Below are 16,079 nucleotides of genomic sequence, written 5' to 3' on the forward strand. Positions count from 1 at the left end.
CGTGCTTAGACACTGGCATCGTAGAACAAATCGCCCTCTTGCGGGCGCGATGCCACTCGCTCGGCCACTTGCTCAAGTAAGTCGTGCTCAGTGACTTGATCGGGCTTTTGGCTGACCGCTTCACGATTAATACCCAGCTTTTTAAATAGCTGCATATCCGCGTCTTCGTCAGGGTTTGGTGTGGTCAACAGCTTGCAGCCATAGAATATCGAGTTGGCGCCAGCCATAAAGCACAAGGTTTGCATTTGCTCGTTCATGTCTTCGCGTCCGGCAGACAGCCGTACCGCCGATTTGGGCATCATGATCCGCGCCACCGCGATAATGCGGACAAAATCGAACGGGTCGACGTCATCGACGTTCTCAAGCGGTGTGCCTTTTACTTTGACCAGCATGTTGATTGGCACGCTTTCTGGGTGAGCAGGCATATTGGCCAACTCCATCAGCAAGCCGGCGCGATCGCGGGTACTTTCGCCCAGTCCGATAATCCCGCCTGAGCAGACTTTCATCCCCGCCTCTCGCACGTTGGATAAGGTATCAAGGCGCTCTTGATAGGTCCGCGTGGTAATGACGTTGCCGTAAAACTCAGGCGACGTATCTAAATTATGGTTGTAGTAATCTAAGCCCGCTTCAGAGAGCGTTTGGGCCTGCTCGTTATCCAACATGCCCAGTGTCATACAGGTTTCTAATCCTAGGCTTTTCACTCCTTGGATCATATCGAGCAGGTATGGCATGTCGCGTTGCTTGGGGTTTTTCCAGGCCGCCCCCATGCAAAAACGCGTCGCACCCGAGGCTTTGGCTTTGTGTGCCGCTTCTAGCACCTGTTCGACTTCCATCAGGCGTTCTTTTTCAACATCGGTGCGATACCGCGCACTTTGCGGACAATATTTGCAATCTTCTGGACACGCGCCAGTTTTGATCGATAACAGCGTGCTGACTTGCACTTGATTGGCAGGATGATATTCACGATGCACTTGCTGCGCGTCAAACAGCAAATCCATAAAGGGTTTATCGAACAATGCTTGCACGTCCTGTGCGGTCCAGTTGTGTCTTATTTCCACGCGGTTTTCCCCGTTGTTGTCGTTTTAATGCTTGGCTAGTCTACCCACAGACGCTAACCTGTCAACACAACGATATCACACTAGTTTACATCTGATTTATTTATGAGCATTAACACCCATTTTGACCGTGAACATATCTGGCATCCCTACACCTCAACGCTCGATCCTTTGCCTTGCTTGCCCGTCTCACACGCAAGCGGCGCGGAACTGCATCTTGAAGATGGCACCGTTCTGATTGATGGCATGTCATCATGGTGGGCAGCCATTCACGGCTATAACCACCCTGCTTTAAACGCCGCAGCGCATCAGCAAATCGATAACATGTCGCATGTGATGTTTGGCGGTCTCACCCACCAGCCCGCGGTATCGCTTTGCGAGCGCTTGGTCGCACATTCACCCGCCCCGCTCACGCAAGTGTTTTTGGCCGATTCTGGCTCTGTGTCAGTAGAAGTGGCACTTAAAATGGCGATGCAATATTGGCAGGGGCGCGGCGAGTCACGCGCACAGTTTTTGACCTTGCGTCATGGCTATCATGGCGACACGTTCGCCGCCATGTCGGTGACGGATCCTGATAATTCGATGCACAAACTCTACAAAGGGTTTCTGCCTCAGCATCATTTTGTGCCCTCCCCACAAAGCCGCTTTGACGGTGAATGGAACCCTAACGACATGCAGCCTATGCGCGACGCACTCGCCACCCATCACGGTCAACTAGCCGCGGTGATCTTAGAGCCCATCGTGCAAGGCGCAGGTGGTATGCGCTTTTATCACCCCGAATACCTGCGTCAAGTGCGCGCCTTGTGCGACGAATTTGATGTGCTGCTGATTGTGGATGAAATTGCCACCGGATTTGGCCGAACAGGGAAACTATTTGCCTGCGACCATGCGGGGATCAGCCCAGATATACTCTGCGTCGGTAAAGCACTGACCGGCGGCTACATGACCTTGGCCGCCACGCTAACCACCCGCCATGTGGCCGATACTGTCTGTGGCGGTGATGCAGGCTGTTTTATGCACGGTCCTACCTTTATGGGTAATCCACTCGCCTGTGCCGTGGCCTGCGCCAGCATTGATACCTTGCTAGAAAGTAACTGGCCGCAGACGGTTGCGCACATCGAGCAACAGCTGAAAACTGGCTTAGCCCCCGCTCGCGCATTGGAATGTGTGGCAGACGTGCGTGTGCTTGGCGCAATTGGCGTGATAGAGCTGACCGACCCGGTAAATCTGGCCGATATCCAGCCCTTAATGACCGCCCAAGGCATTTGGGTTCGCCCGTTCGGCAAACTGGTGTATATGATGCCACCCTATTGCATCCGCGACGACCAACTCCACCAACTCACCCAAGGGATGATCACCGCAATTACGCAGTTTTTTGGTGAGTAGATAGGGCGTCAGTCACGATCGGTGCCAAATTTAACCCCGATGTCGGAGGCGCCGTGCAACGGGCGCGCCACTTACATCGAGTCACGAGGGTCACATCGCACTGGCGCTTTTCCGACCTACGCGTACTTTAACGCCGATGGTGACATTGGCGTCGGTGACACAAGCCCCAAGCACAGTGTTGGGTATGTAAATTGCCAACGGGCGCCTGTCAAGATCTAGTTTAATCTTTGCTCTCGATATCAGATATCGTTGAAAGGGGTTCTTCCTGTTATCCGTTCTTGTACGCACTTCACACTTTAGCCAGTGCTAACCTAACGATGACAACAAATCTATCCAAAAATCTGGTCTGTTCAGTAAAATACATCGCCATGGTTCTTGGCTGGCGGACAATGCGGTGGGATATAAACTCGTTAGACTGACCGAGCTCATGGCGTATGAGTTTGGGCAAGTAGAGGGCGATATTGAGGCGCTGAATGAGCGAGACCTTGGTAATGTAATGCCTGATGGGGTGAGCTTTTCACAATTTAAAGAAAAGCTTGATAGCGGTGAATTTGCACTGTTGACTGATATCCCAGTGCGGCCCGCGATGGTACATGACAGCGTGAATAAGCTCTGGTCCCTCTCGTTAGATACTGAAACGACTCTCTCACCACAAACCCGTTCAGCACTTATGGCCAGAGCTAATCAATCTGGCAGTGTGGCCGGCGGCGCTGGTGGTAGCAGTCACAGTGCGCATGCCGTAACCAATATCGAAGAAACATATGTGCCTGAGCCGGTAAAACCTGACCGCTCAAATGAGCCGCCGCCACTTAAATACGAGTACTGTTTTGAGATTGCTAGCTCGGATAAGGTATTTAGCAAAACGGTGGGGTGCAAGTTTCAATTAGCCAAAACACAACAAGAAGGCAACATAGGTGATTGGCAAACCGCACCCACTGAGCATGGTACCAAGTACACCACATATAGTGCATTTGATGAGCCCAAAAAGCTCGTTGCCAAAATAGCATCAGCGTCAATGGGCATCAGCGTGCCTGAGCCCGTACAAGTCAAGCCGATTGGTTCAGGTATCATCCGAGAAGCCTTTATTCCTGTGACACCTTCTGTTCAACTCGGCGAGCGACTCGGTTTACCGACCGAGGGATATTATTACCACTTCAACCAAAAGCGCCTTGTTCAAGAATATAAGCTGTTAGGCAATGGCAAGTGGCAGTTTTATGCCACGCGTTCTACCCATGAAAAACTCAATCATGACCAAGGCCTTAACAAGCACCAGAGTGCTATTTTGGTTTACTGGAAGTTAGGAGGTAAAGACGTCGAGGACCAACACCTCGTCTATCTTAAAGAAGCGATTACCCGTGACGAGCTCGATAATTTAGATGATGAATGGCTAGCAGAAAACGGCGTAAAGCTATCTATCAGCGATTTACTCGCCGCCCCTAAGCAAGCCGTTGCGAATCGAGACGACTCACCGGCAGATACGAATAGCGATAAAACTCGGGACTCAGCGCAACCATTAACCCATACCGTTAAGTTTGATCCGACTACCCGCCAACGTGAATCATGGCCTGCTATTGCCGAACAATACGGCCTGTCCGCTAAGCAGCTGTTGGACTTGAACCCGCAGTATGACGCTGAACCAATGGCATTGGCGGTAGGTGATTTGCTAACTGTGAAGGAGTCGCAACCACAAAACATTGAAAAGAAATCTATTTATGAGCTACCACCTGAGAGCCCTAAGCCATTTAATCACCCTCTGAACACTTACTATGACTATACAGAGCGCTGTTTAGTTGATACTTCAACAGTTGCTATTAATCATAAAAGATTAGTCCAAAAAGAGGTGACCGTTGTTAATATCAAAAAGGTGTCTGATGTTGCAACTGAATTTGAGCTTGGCTTCACTCAAGTAGAAAAAACGCAGCCTCTCGACGACTATTGGCAAAAGCTTTTTTCCTCAGATACAAGTGACGACACCCAAAAGCTTTTGACGAAATACAATACACATTTGAACAATCCTGTCCGTCAAGGGGAAATTGTAGTTGTACTAACCAAAGAGCCATCCACTGAAGCACAGAGAAGTAAGCTGTCGGCTCTTATTGAAGAAGCAACAGCAGCAAGTACAGAGTTAGCAAAATTAACTGAAGAGCAAGTTTCCACCGTTAATCGTCACTTTGAATTGCTAGATTTTCACGCTGACGAAGCCATGAAAAAAGTAGGCAAAGATGGCTTACCAAGTGATTTATATGCTTATGCTTCTATGGGAGTTGGTGCTGTAGCTGTAGGAGTTGAGCAACATTTAAAAAATATCAATAACATACTTTTGGAAATTAACCACCTATACGTCTCTCAGGTGGCGATGGCGAGCCGTGTTGGTGGTATTAACTATGGTTCTTTTGTCGCTGAGCGATCCTCACTATTTCAAAAACTAGATGGAAGCTTTGCTGCATTATCTCGACGTAGCGTTAAAATCCCTGTCTATACACAAATTAAGCGCAATCTCAAACTATCCACGCGCTCTGTCGTTCATCATGCCGATGAAATTATCGCAAAAGGCTTCGTACCTAATTTAGGTAAACGTATAGCAAATGTCGCAATCGGTATTGGAGCTTCCCGTGGCGTCGGCTATGTCGGGCTGTTGCTTGGAGGCGCAAGTGGCGTGAAGAATATTTATGAAGCCTGTTCCGTCGATGGATCAGGGGAATGTGGCAAAGTCACTACTCGTGAAGTAGCCGGGTTTGTAGGTAGTGTCGGTGGAGGAACTGTTGGTGGCAGTATAGCAGGTGCAGGCACTATGTTGGTACTGGGTATTGTTGGAGTAACGTCTGCACCTATATTAGCAATTGCATCTATCGGTTCTTTTATTGTAGGTGGCTCTGTGGGTGGAATCGCTGGTGCGACTTTAGGCAAGGCTATCGGTGATGGAGTATATTTCTTATATGAGAAAACTATTGAGCTTTCTGAGTATATTGAAGGGGATATAACATGAGTTGGTATGAGATAATTACGATTGTTATAGGAATGGCTTTCGGTGGTTATTTGGTTTTGTGGTCTATCCCTGGAGTAATTATGAGTGCGATGGTTTCATTGGGTAGTATTGAAAGAATTTTATTTATTGACAAGCAATTGGCAAAGAATTTAAGTAAGTATTATGATGATAGAGGGTATATGCGTTGGAAATATCAAATGTCATATGCAATTGGCACTCGACTTTTTGGATACTGGCTTCTTTACCCATTTATAAAGCATAGAGCAACCACCACCTCGAAGAAGTTCAAATTGTTCATGTGGGTTAATTGTATTGGTGTCTGGAGTTTTTTTATCTCACCATGCTTTTCTTTATTAGTAAAATGGCTAGGAGTTATTAGTTGATTCTTAGAGCAATGAAAGGCCATTTATACAATTCACTTTAGACTAGATAATAAATATTAAAGCATCTAATTGATGTTCCATAGAAGATTGGCTTTGATTAACATTTTTGAGGACGCTTATACTACTATTACAGGCATATTTGCTGCATATGTGATCATATGGTCTGTTCCTGCAGTAATTATGAGCGCAATGGTCTCGCTAGGAAGCATTGAAAGAATTGTTTTCATCGATAAGCAGTTAGCCAAGAATCTAGATAAATACTATGATGAAAAAGGCTATATGAGATGGAACTATCAAATGTCCTATTCTATTGGGACTAGATTATTTGGCTACTGGCTAGCCTACCCGTTCATAAGACATCGAGTGACAACTAAATCTAAAAAGTTTAGGTTGTTTATTTGGGTCAACTGCATCGGAATCTGGGGATGGTTTCTTGTTCCTAGCCTATCTCTTATAGAAAAAGCTATGATGTAATAAAGCTAGGATAAACACACACCACCCCGTTGTATATGGGGCGGTATGTTTCTATCTGGGAAAGCGAGCAGTGCGACTTTGTGCGTTACTCGTAGAGGTATCTTTCTTCGGTTTTGTCGAATGAGTAAGCGACCAATTCCCACTCAAAACCGGCTTTGTCATAGAAATACATCCGCTTGCGGTGGGTTTCGTGCGCCATAGAACCATTGGGCTGATACCCTTTTTCAAGTAAGCGTTCGCGGATGGTATCGATGTCATCAATGATCAGGCCAATATGGTTCACGCCTTGAGATTTATAGGTGCTACGTGGCTGTATGCTGGGCTCTGAGCTTGGGTTGGGCTCTTGCAGTGCAAAGTAGCAGTGTTCATTGCCCACATGTACCCAACGATATCCTTTTGGAGACTGGAGTAGTCTGGGGAAACACTTAAATCATGCTGCGGCATAGGTATAGATCCAGTCGTCGTAACAAACACCGCCAATTGCAAAAGCATCAGGATCAATACGGCTAAGTTGAAACCCTACCTTTTCTAGCACGCGCGCCGAAGCAAGGTTACCCGCGGTCACTGTCGCATTGATGGTTCGCGCACCACCACGGTGTATAGCAAAATCGGTGACAGCCTGCAAAGACTCAGTCCCATAACCACGTCCATGATAAGGCGGCAACAGTAAATAGCCGACTTCCGCGACATCCTGCTCAAGCAAAAAGCCGGTGACGCCGATTGGCGTTTGTGTCTCCGTCTCTACGATTACCAAACACAACCAGTGCTTAGCGTCAGGGGACCACGGCGTGAGCCGTTGCTCAAAACGAGTTTCAATCTCATCCAATGGCATAGGGTCAAAACATTGTGCAATGACGGCGTTGTCGGTGTGTAGGCGGTGGAACAACGGCCAGTCCGCTTTGATCATTGGCCGCATGCCCAGGCGTGGAGTTGTCAGCGGAAACAGGCCTTTTTCGAATTGTGACTTTGTCATGATGCCTCACTCGGGGTACTGGCGACGTTAACTTTCGGGGCCGCAAACCCGCGAAAGATATTATGAACGGAGAGCAGCGCAAAGACGCCAACCACCACACCAAGGTGCCATGCTTCGCTAACCCCAAAGCTCAATAGCGCCATACTCATCAACGCGGAAATAATCATCTGTCCACCACCGGAGAGCGCAGCGACGGTGCCGGCTTGGTTAGAGTAAGGCTGCATCACCTGCGACTGGGAGCACGGCAACGCAATCCCGTTGCCAAACACCATAAAAAACTGCCCTATCATCAGCAGCAAGGGATCCATGGGGGTAAACCATAGCCATATCGCTGAGATGAGCTGCATCACCGGAGCCATTAGCAGCATGCGTTTGGTACCTAAACGTGGACGAATACGCGACACCAGCGTGCTGCCCAGTAGTAACCCGCAAGTAGGAATGAGCGCCCACAAGGCATATTGATCCGATGTCATACCGATGCGCTCTTGCATCAAAAATGGCATCAGTGACACCGTGGTGATCACCAAGGTGAAGTTCAACCAGCTGATACTGGCGAAATAAAGAAAATACGGTGTTTTTAGCAGTGCCCCATAACGGCCGAGGATCACTTTTATCTTAGGTAATGGCGATCGCGTATGCATACTCTCTTTAAATAAGAAAAAGAGCACGCACCACACCAAGCTGGTATAAACCATCAATAAAATAAAGATCGCCAACCAGCCTAAGTTATGGTTAACAAAGCCACCAATCACAGGAGCCACAATGGGCGTAAATGAGGCGACCATGATCAGGTATGACATGGCTTGAGGAAGCTGATCCCCCGAATACGAGTCACGGGTAAAGGCTCGCGAGAGGACGGCACAACACCCCGTGCCCATCCCCTGAATACAACGGCCAATCACTAACCCGGTAAAACTGGCGCTAAAGGTAACCATCACGGTTAACCCAACCAGTGAAAGCAAGACACCGGCTAATAGCACGCGACGGCGTCCGAGTGCATCCGAAATGGGGCCATAGATAAATTGTGACGGGCCAAACCCGAGCAGGTAAGCGGAAATAAGCAGTTGGACATCGTCCATGCTGAGATTGAAGTCACGAGCGATCCAAGGTAATGATGGAAAAACCAATCCCATGCTGAATTGCCCGATACTGACCGTTAAGCATGCCAGCAATACGGGCGACCAATTAAATGGACGAGTAGCCGATTGCATCTCAATTCCTATGCGTTCTGTGTGTTAGGCGAGCGAGGAAACTGTGACTCTAGCGAATGCTAAAACCACAAGCTGAGAGGCATGTTAACGCAATAACTCCCTGAATGGTAAACAATGATTGAGAATGTATATCAATGGCCAGCTATCGCTGGCCGGTTTTAAAAACTAGAAAGCCGGTTCGATCGTGCCATCAAAGGTTTTTTGTAGAAACGCACGTGTTGCCTCTGATTGAAATAGCGCCAACAAACGCTGATAGGTCGGATTATCTTTATCCTCTGCCCGCGCTGCCACAACCATCACTGCGAGCGGTGCGTCTTTCGATTCTAAGAAAATACCTTGATCACTTGGATTAAGCCCTGATGACATCACATAGTTCATGGTAATTGCAGCGGCATCGACATCTTGTAGGCTGCGAGGCAGTTGTGCCGCTTCTACTTCGACAAAATCGAACTGCTTGGGGTTAGCGGTAACATCTTGTAGTGTCGCTTGAAAGCCAACGTTATCGGCCAAGGTGATCAGCCCTGCGTCTTGCAGTAATAGCAAGGCGCGCCCGGCGTTGGTCGGATCGTTAGGGATCGCAATTTGTGCGCCTTGGGGTAAATCGTCCACGCGCTGTACTTTGTCTGAGTAAATCCCCATCCGCATAAGGATGGAACGCCCAATCGAGACCAATTCACTATCATGGTTTTGATTAAAGTTATCGAGAAACGGCTGATGTTGGTAACTATTTAAATCAAGACTGCCATCTGCCAGACCGGCATTCGGAGAGATGTAATCCGAAAATTCCACCACTTCGACATGAATTCCTTCTGTTTTAGCCTGTTTCGCAACCGCTTCTACGACTTGCGCATGGGGACCGACAGTCGCACCAATCTTTATCGTTTCTGGCTGATCTGAGCAGCCGCTGATAACCAACGCCAGTAACACTGACGCAATCCAAAATCCTGGTCGCTTTAACGTCATTCCGATTCCCTTAGAAAAGCAGATGTTTAGACGTCCAGAATGCCACAGCTTATAATGATGTCAACCTGATTGTGGTAATGCAGTCTCTGTCTTGATCGTATCCAACCCTGGTCGCGTAGTGGCAGGCATGTTGAATCAATAAGGAGACGTAGATATGACAAAGCTGTTTCCTCTACCCTTGTTCTTACTACCCGGGGGCAGAGCTAAGCTGCGCATTTTTGAACCTCGCTATTTGCGCTTGGTCCGCGAATGCTCGGCGAATCAACAGGGATTCGTACTGGCGATGATGCAAGGTAAACGTTTATATCGATATGGCACACTGGTGGACATTGTCGATTTTGAAACACTACCCGATGGTTTATTAGGCATTACCATTGCAGGTCGTCAACGGGTAAAAATTCAATCGACAGAGCAAGAGGCCGACAAGCTCTGGGTGGGCGAGATACAGGCACTGAATGACTGGCCACATGACGAGTTTATTGACCAGGAAGAAAATGAAGAAAAAATGCGTATCGCCGCAGGACTTAAAAATGTCTTCGCCGCCCACCCGGATCATGCTGAGCAATATGAGGCGCCGTATTTCGAAGACTTAACCTGGAGTTGCCAACGCTGGTTAGAAATTTTGCCGCTTTCTAACGCGCAAAAACAATGGTTTATCGCGCAAGAATCGGCAGAAGAGGCGAAGCAATTTATCAGTCAGCTTCTCGAGCAAGAAGTCGAGTGATCCAATTGTTTTAAGCCTCGTATTGGAAGCGAGATGGACGGCTACGACAGATAGGACTCAACTATGACTGCGCCACAAACCATGTATACTGAGACCACCATTTCCAGACGGGACACGCGTGCCAACATGACTGACGTGACGAAGGAAGAGTTGTCTGAATTATTAGCAAAAGTTGCAGAAGACCGCGACCGCATAGCGTTCGAACGTTTGTTCCGATTTTTTGGCCCTAAGATACGCGCTTATGGTTCAAAGCACTTAAGAGCCGACGGCCAAGCAATGGAGTTAGTACAAGAAACCATGCTAGTGGTATGGCGCAAAGCCCACTTGTATAATTCTGACAAAGGCGCGGCGACGACATGGGTATTCACTATCATGCGTAACTTAAGCTTCGATATGCTCCGTAAGGTGCAATCGAATCGCGAAGACAATTTTAGCGATGATATCTGGCCCATTCTCGAGTCAGGGCAACAGGACAACGAAACAGATTCCGGTGCTCAGTACATGATGGACCAAGAGCTTCTCAGTTTTATTGACGAGTTACCCGCGGTCCAGCAGCAGGTGGTTAGAGGGGTTTATCTCAAGCAATTGACTCATCAAGAGTTGTCAGAACAATTAAATGTGCCATTGGGCACCGTCAAGTCCCGATTGCGTTTAGGTCTAGAAAAGCTTCGCAATCACCTGGAGGTAAAACAATGATTAAGTATCACCCATCGACCGATTTACTGGATGCTTTTGCTGCTGGCAAATTGCCGACTTCGATGGCGATTGCGTTGTCTGCTCATGTTGAACTTTGCCAGGAGTGCCAAGCTTACGTGGCTACTGCAGAAGAAAAGCTTGCATCAGTGGCGTTTGATCAAGAAACAGTCGGCGACGAAGCGTTGATGGTAAATGAGTGGGATCACAATGCTGAAGATGAAATGCTATCCGCCATTTTTGAACAAGCGGCTGCCAACGATGCCGATGCGCTGACGCAATCTGGCGCGGAACAACCTGAAGCGCGCGCAACACAAATTACTGTCGGTGAAAAAACATATGCCTTACCTCGAGCGCTGCAACGATTCGGCGATTCAAATTGGGCATCCTTTGGTAAAGTTCAACGTGCGCGACTTAATCTCGACGAAGGGGCAACGCGAGCCAGTTTTCTTCATATCGATGAAGGCGGTTCAGTGCCTGCGCACACTCATAAGGGCTATGAGTTAACCCTTTTGTTGGACGGTACCTTTGAAGATGAAAGTGGTCAGTATGTGCCAGGTGACTTTATTTTACTCGATAGCCGTCACCATCATACGCCATACACAAAAGAAGGTTGCCTTTGCTATACCATTGCAGATGCCCCTCTCTACTTCACAAAAGGTGTGAGTAAGTTGCTCAATACCGTGGGACATGCGATTTACTAAAAATTTCTGTGCTAGTTGTTATCCTTCGGCGACCGCTATGGTCGCCTTTTTTTATGCTAGATGGCCGCCTAAATCCACGTATTTGCTCGGCTAGACCTAGAATTATCACCATTTATTCTGCAGTGATAACAGAATAATTACACTAAATAAACCTCTCATTAATCATAACTCGCCACTTCAGTCCTACCTAACTAGTTCAAAGTAACAATTTTCCCTTTACATAGGGTGAATTTAACTGGTTTAATTCGTCACTTCTAACGATTCATTAACAGCCATTGATAATAAACACAGTGAAGTGAGAGTCACATGAGTCAAACACAACTCGCCAGTGTCAGTCGAGGTAACTCGCTGGTACTTCAAATACTCATCGGTATTCTTGCCGGTGGTGTTTTAGCCTATCTATCCCCCGAGCTTGCTGGCACAGCCGGATTGCTCGGACAACTTTTTGTCAGCGCATTGAAGGCCGTCGCACCCATTTTGGTTTTCGTTTTAGTGGCAGCGTCCATTGCTAACCAGAAACAAGGCCAACGGGCCAACATGCGCCCCATTATTGGGCTTTATCTTATCGGCACCCTTGCGGCTTCATTGACCGCGGTGACCATGAGTTTTTTGTTCCCGACTACCCTCGAGTTTGCCGCAACGGATGCTAGCATTACGCCGCCAGAGGGCATTAGCCAGGTATTAAGTACGCTACTTTTCAATATCGTTGACAACCCTGTTAACGCGTTGATGAGTGGTAACTATATTGGTATTTTGGCTTGGGCGATTGGCTTAGGTATTGCTCTTCATCATGCGTCGAACGAAACCAAACGTGTCTTCTCGGATGTATCCGAGGGGGTATCGATGATCGTCCGCTTTGTGATCCGGTTTGCGCCTTTGGGTATTTTTGGCTTAGTGGCAAGCACGTTAGCGAAAAGTGGCTTTGATGCTTTGATGGGGTATTTACACCTTTTGGGGGTGCTACTCGGCAGTATGGCAACCATCGCCTTGGTGGTAAATCCGCTGATTGTGTATATCAAAACGCGTCAAAACCCCTATCCCCTTGTTTTTCGCTGCCTGCGTGAGAGCGGTCTCACCGCTTTCTTCACCCGTAGCTCTGCAGCCAACATTCCAGTGAATATGCAGCTATGCCGCCGCCTTGATTTGGATGAAGATACTTATTCTGTCTCTATCCCACTCGGTGCCACCATCAATATGGGAGGCGCGGCGATCACCATTACCGTATTAACCCTGGCTGCTGTTCATACACTCGGTATCCAAGTGGATATCGCCACGGCTGTGCTGTTGAGTGTGGTGGCCGCGGTATCCGCGTGCGGCGCGTCGGGGGTTGCTGGCGGCTCCCTATTGTTGATCCCACTCGCGTGTAATTTGTTTGGTATTCCACAAGAGATTGCCATGCAAGTGGTTGGGATTGGCTTTACTATCGGTGTTTTACAAGACTCTGCCGAAACGGGCCTGAATAGCTCAACCGACGTAGTATTTACCGCGGCGGCATGCTTGGGTGAAGAGCGTAAAAACAGCTAACCAACGCCCTTAGCCAAGATCAAAAAAAAGCAGGTGCATCAACACCTGCTTTTTCTTTAACCGCTTTTTAATTGTCAACCAAGGCAACGATTAGCCCTCCAGCACTTTCATCAGCAAATTGCCATCATACATCGCCTGCTTTACCATCGCCGCCCCAGGCATCGTCGCTTGGGTATAAAAATAGCTTTCTTCCAAGACTAGGTACTTGCTATACAGCGGAATCGTCTGCGTTTTTAAACATTCCATGATCGCAGGATACAACACCGATTTAGCGCGATTGAATTCGCCACCAAATAATATTTTTTCTGGGTTAAATAAATTCACCACAATCGCTATGGCGGTTCCCAAGTGATGCCCCAGCTCGGTGATCACTTGGTGGGCCAAACCATCGCCTGACACCGCTGCATCGCATATAGCCTCTATCGTGAGGGGTTGGTCGCGCAAGCAACTCGGATGCCCTTCATTGAGCAATGTCTCCACCTGCTCATAGATCGCGGACAGGCTTGCGACCGTTTCCAAACAGCCATAATTACCGCAAAAACACCGCTTACCAAAGGGCTTAATTTGAATATGACCTAACTCGCCAACGTTACCGATCCGCCCTTGAAGCACTTTGCCCTCGAGCACAATACCGGCCCCAACGCCGCTGTGAACCGCGACCAGAACGGCGCTGTCTGCTTCTTTCGCGTTACCAAACAACTTTTCCGCTAGTGCCCAAGAACGGGTGTCGTTCCCCACAAATACCGGCAAACCGGTCTCTCGATGTAATACAGGCCCTAGAGGCATATGGTCGACCTCGAAGTGCGGCATTTGAATCACGGTGCCTTGGGCACTATTTACCAAGCCCGGTAGCGAAATCGCAATACTGGTGACACGATCCACCGTTTGTTGGTGACGAGAGAAAAACGCGTTGACATGATCGACCACGGTGGTGAGTAATGCACTTTGCGCCACCACCGTTAATTCATGCCGTTCTTGAATCAAAATTTCACTGCTTAGCGAATGCAGCGCAAGAGTGAGATAACCTCTTCCTAGACGCATGGACAAAAATTGCCAGCCTTCGTTATCCAGCATCAGCCCTACAGCTGGACGCCCGCGCATGCTCGTTTCTTGGATCGGCGCTTCTTTTACAAGGTGAGCGTCCATCAGTTCGCGCACAATTTTGGTGATACTGGCAGGCGCCAGTTGGCTGCGTTTCGAGAGTTCGATCCGCGAAATAGGCTCAAAACGGTCGATTAAGTTATAAATCGTGCCCGCATTTTTGCGCTTAATATGATCGATATGTCCCGGCTGCCCAATAATCATGCCCTTTCCTATTACTACGTGGCTGTGGCGATAAACCCTGACACCGCCTATTTAGGTGAATTTTTTTACTTCGCGAACTAATTGTGAAGCAATTGGCCGCTAGCACGTGACATTTGTCACTTTGTATCTTTGAAATCGCGTACAAACTCACAAAACCTGTCTAAACAGTAACGCTGTTCATCCTCTGATCGCGGGCTAAAAAACAAGATCTCAAACTTATTCGTTGGCATAATGCGGAGCTCATATTCTATCGCTATTAATCACCATGTACCGAGTCAACGAGATATTTGAAACGATCCAGGGCGAAGGCACCTTCACAGGGGTTCCGTCGGTTTTTGTCCGCTTGCAAGGATGTCCAGTAGGATGTGCCTGGTGCGATACTAAGCAAACCTGGGAAACGGATGATAAGGATCAGCAAGATAAGATCTTTATTATTGATAAGTCAGAGGATTCACCGACTTGGTGCTGGCTAGGAGCCGAAGATATCGTCACTGAAATCACGCAACGCTATCACGCTAAGCATATCGTGATTACCGGGGGCGAACCCTGTCTTTATGATTTGGTACCTTTAACGGAAGCCTTGGAAGAGGCTGGATGCCAATGCCAAATTGAAACCAGTGGCACCTATACGGTCTATGCGAGCCAAGCCACCTGGGTAACGGTGTCGCCCAAAATCAATATGCGCGGTAAATTGCCCGTTCTCGCCAGTGCGATGGCGCGAGCCAATGAGATAAAACATCCGGTGGGGACAGAAAAGGACATTACACAATTAGAGACTCTGCTTGAGACCTGCCCAGCCTCTCCTGGTGCAACCATTGCGCTGCAGCCGGTAAGCCAAAAGCCACGTGCAACCAAACTTTGCATCGACACCTGCATTGCGCGCGGCTGGCGTTTATCCGTGCAAACACACAAGTATTTGAATATCGCCTAAGTGACGATGACGAGGACGGTGGCAAGATAAATCGCGCCGTCATGGAGCAAAGCACACGTCGAAAAGCGACAAAAAACGCCGAGTACTGAAGTGACCTCATAAAGCTGGACACTGCTACTCGGCGTTTTTTTATTTCTCTCGACTGCTTCTTATTTACCTCGAGTATTGTTACTCACGTCGAGTTTCGTTACTCACCTCGATAAGTGCAACCTGCGGTACAAGTTTCTTTCACCATGACCTGGCTTAACAGAGGCAGATTCGGTTTTACCTGTTGCCAAATCCAGTGTGCTAGCACTTCACTGGTTGGATTTTCTAGCCCTTCAATGTCATTGAGATAGTAGTGATCCAGGCGCTGATAAATCGGTTTGAAAGCCGCTTTTATTTCGGAAAAGTCGATCACCCACCCCGTATACGGATCAACGTCGCCTTCTACATACAAACGCACCGTAAATGAATGCCCATGTAAACGCCCACATTTATGGCCTTCTGGCACATTCGGTAAATGGTGTGCCGCCTCAAAGGTAAATTCTTTAAACAACTCAGTGGTCATTTTACTTCATTCCAACAACAACAAGAGGCCGCATGCTACTTAAATTCGCTGGCCGACTCAAACGCATTCATCCGACCACACCCGTTAGTCTGTGCGGCCAGAATGCCTCGCAATACGGGTTTCCATCTCATTATTGGGACGATTTACGTCGATGAAATCACACATTTTATATGAGGATACCGCCACAAGTGCGCTCTCGGTTTAACATAGCCGCTAC

15 protein-coding genes and 1 pseudogene are annotated in these 16,079 nt (G+C 48.2%); 9 read left to right on the forward strand and 7 right to left on the reverse strand.

All coding sequences use genetic code 11. The annotated features are described in order from the left end of the window. Positions 1-5 precede the first annotated feature (5 nt). Positions 6-1,058, reverse strand: coding sequence for a biotin synthase BioB (gene bioB, locus BZG78_RS01450; RefSeq protein WP_021024395.1), 1,053 nt, complete (start codon positions 1,056-1,058; stop codon positions 6-8). A 108-nt stretch (positions 1,059-1,166) separates the two neighbouring features. Here bioB and bioA point away from each other — a divergent pair, with 108 nt between their 5' ends. From bioA to BZG78_RS15550, 4 genes are all read left to right on the forward strand, one after another. Further along, complete coding sequence (bioA, locus tag BZG78_RS01455) at positions 1,167-2,441, forward strand: adenosylmethionine--8-amino-7-oxononanoate transaminase (protein ID WP_198533632.1); 1,275 nt, start codon at positions 1,167-1,169, stop codon at positions 2,439-2,441. 427 nt (positions 2,442-2,868) lie between these two features. Next, positions 2,869-5,427 (forward strand): LysM peptidoglycan-binding domain-containing protein, encoded by a 2,559-nt coding sequence (locus BZG78_RS01460; RefSeq protein WP_077660181.1) that lies wholly within the window; start codon positions 2,869-2,871, stop codon positions 5,425-5,427. Further along, positions 5,424-5,810, forward strand: a complete 387-nt coding sequence (locus tag BZG78_RS01465; protein WP_077660182.1) for a hypothetical protein — start codon at positions 5,424-5,426, stop codon at positions 5,808-5,810. Before BZG78_RS01460 ends, BZG78_RS01465 begins: the two co-directional genes overlap by 4 nt. Positions 5,811-5,882: 72 nt before the next feature. Further along, entirely contained in the window at positions 5,883-6,284 is a 402-nt protein-coding gene (locus BZG78_RS15550; RefSeq protein WP_077660183.1) for a hypothetical protein, read from the forward strand. A gap of 85 nt (positions 6,285-6,369) precedes the next feature. On the opposite strand, the pseudogene BZG78_RS01475 reads toward BZG78_RS15550, so the two are convergent. The 4 genes and pseudogenes from BZG78_RS01475 to BZG78_RS01490 all read right to left on the reverse strand — a co-directional run. Beyond that, positions 6,370-6,669, reverse strand: a pseudogene (locus BZG78_RS01475) (VOC family protein); the annotation flags it as partial. A 45-nt stretch (positions 6,670-6,714) separates the two neighbouring features. After that, the gene (locus BZG78_RS01480; RefSeq protein WP_077660185.1) at positions 6,715-7,257 is read right to left on the reverse strand and encodes a GNAT family N-acetyltransferase; all 543 of its coding nucleotides are present in this window, start codon (positions 7,255-7,257) and stop codon (positions 6,715-6,717) included. Next, the gene (locus BZG78_RS01485) at positions 7,254-8,468 is read right to left on the reverse strand and encodes a multidrug effflux MFS transporter (RefSeq protein ID WP_077660186.1); all 1,215 of its coding nucleotides are present in this window, start codon (positions 8,466-8,468) and stop codon (positions 7,254-7,256) included. Before BZG78_RS01485 ends, BZG78_RS01480 begins: the two co-directional genes overlap by 4 nt. Positions 8,469-8,633: 165 nt before the next feature. After that, positions 8,634-9,431, reverse strand: coding sequence for a MetQ/NlpA family ABC transporter substrate-binding protein (locus BZG78_RS01490; RefSeq protein ID WP_077660187.1), 798 nt, complete (start codon positions 9,429-9,431; stop codon positions 8,634-8,636). Positions 9,432-9,585: 154 nt separating this feature from the next. Between BZG78_RS01490 and BZG78_RS01495 the strand changes: the two genes are divergently transcribed. The 4 genes from BZG78_RS01495 (at position 9,586) to sstT (ending at position 13,076) form a co-directional block, all read left to right on the forward strand. Continuing rightward, a complete protein-coding gene (locus BZG78_RS01495) occupies positions 9,586-10,155 on the forward strand; it encodes an LON peptidase substrate-binding domain-containing protein (RefSeq protein WP_021022797.1) in 570 nt (189 codons plus the stop codon). Between the two features lie 126 nt (positions 10,156-10,281). Further along, positions 10,282-10,851 carry a sigma-70 family RNA polymerase sigma factor gene (locus BZG78_RS01500; RefSeq protein WP_101494590.1) on the forward strand — a complete coding sequence of 190 codons (570 nt, stop codon included), beginning with the start codon at positions 10,282-10,284 and terminating at the stop codon, positions 10,849-10,851. Then, a complete protein-coding gene (locus BZG78_RS01505; protein WP_077461302.1) occupies positions 10,848-11,552 on the forward strand; it encodes a ChrR family anti-sigma-E factor in 705 nt (234 codons plus the stop codon). The genes BZG78_RS01500 and BZG78_RS01505 overlap by 4 nt, the downstream gene beginning before the upstream one ends. A gap of 306 nt (positions 11,553-11,858) precedes the next feature. Next, the gene (gene sstT / locus BZG78_RS01510; protein WP_028569616.1) at positions 11,859-13,076 is read left to right on the forward strand and encodes a serine/threonine transporter SstT; all 1,218 of its coding nucleotides are present in this window, start codon (positions 11,859-11,861) and stop codon (positions 13,074-13,076) included. Positions 13,077-13,166: 90 nt separating this feature from the next. On the opposite strand, the gene BZG78_RS01515 is transcribed toward sstT, so the two are convergent. After that, positions 13,167-14,381 carry an ROK family transcriptional regulator gene (locus BZG78_RS01515; RefSeq protein WP_077660188.1) on the reverse strand — a complete coding sequence of 405 codons (1,215 nt, stop codon included), beginning with the start codon at positions 14,379-14,381 and terminating at the stop codon, positions 13,167-13,169. Between the two features lie 265 nt (positions 14,382-14,646). On the opposite strand from BZG78_RS01515, the gene queE reads away from it, so the two are divergent. Beyond that, entirely contained in the window at positions 14,647-15,312 is a 666-nt protein-coding gene (gene queE / locus BZG78_RS01520) for a 7-carboxy-7-deazaguanine synthase QueE (protein ID WP_077646847.1), read from the forward strand. Positions 15,313-15,499: 187 nt separating this feature from the next. Here the strand turns inward: queE and queD are convergent, their stop codons facing one another. Further along, a complete protein-coding gene (queD, locus tag BZG78_RS01525; RefSeq protein WP_077660189.1) occupies positions 15,500-15,862 on the reverse strand; it encodes a 6-carboxytetrahydropterin synthase QueD in 363 nt (120 codons plus the stop codon). Positions 15,863-16,079 lie beyond the last annotated feature (217 nt).

It is taken from the genome of Salinivibrio sp. MA351 (assembly GCF_001996065.1).
Classification (GTDB): Bacteria; Pseudomonadota; Gammaproteobacteria; order Enterobacterales; family Vibrionaceae; genus Salinivibrio; species Salinivibrio costicola.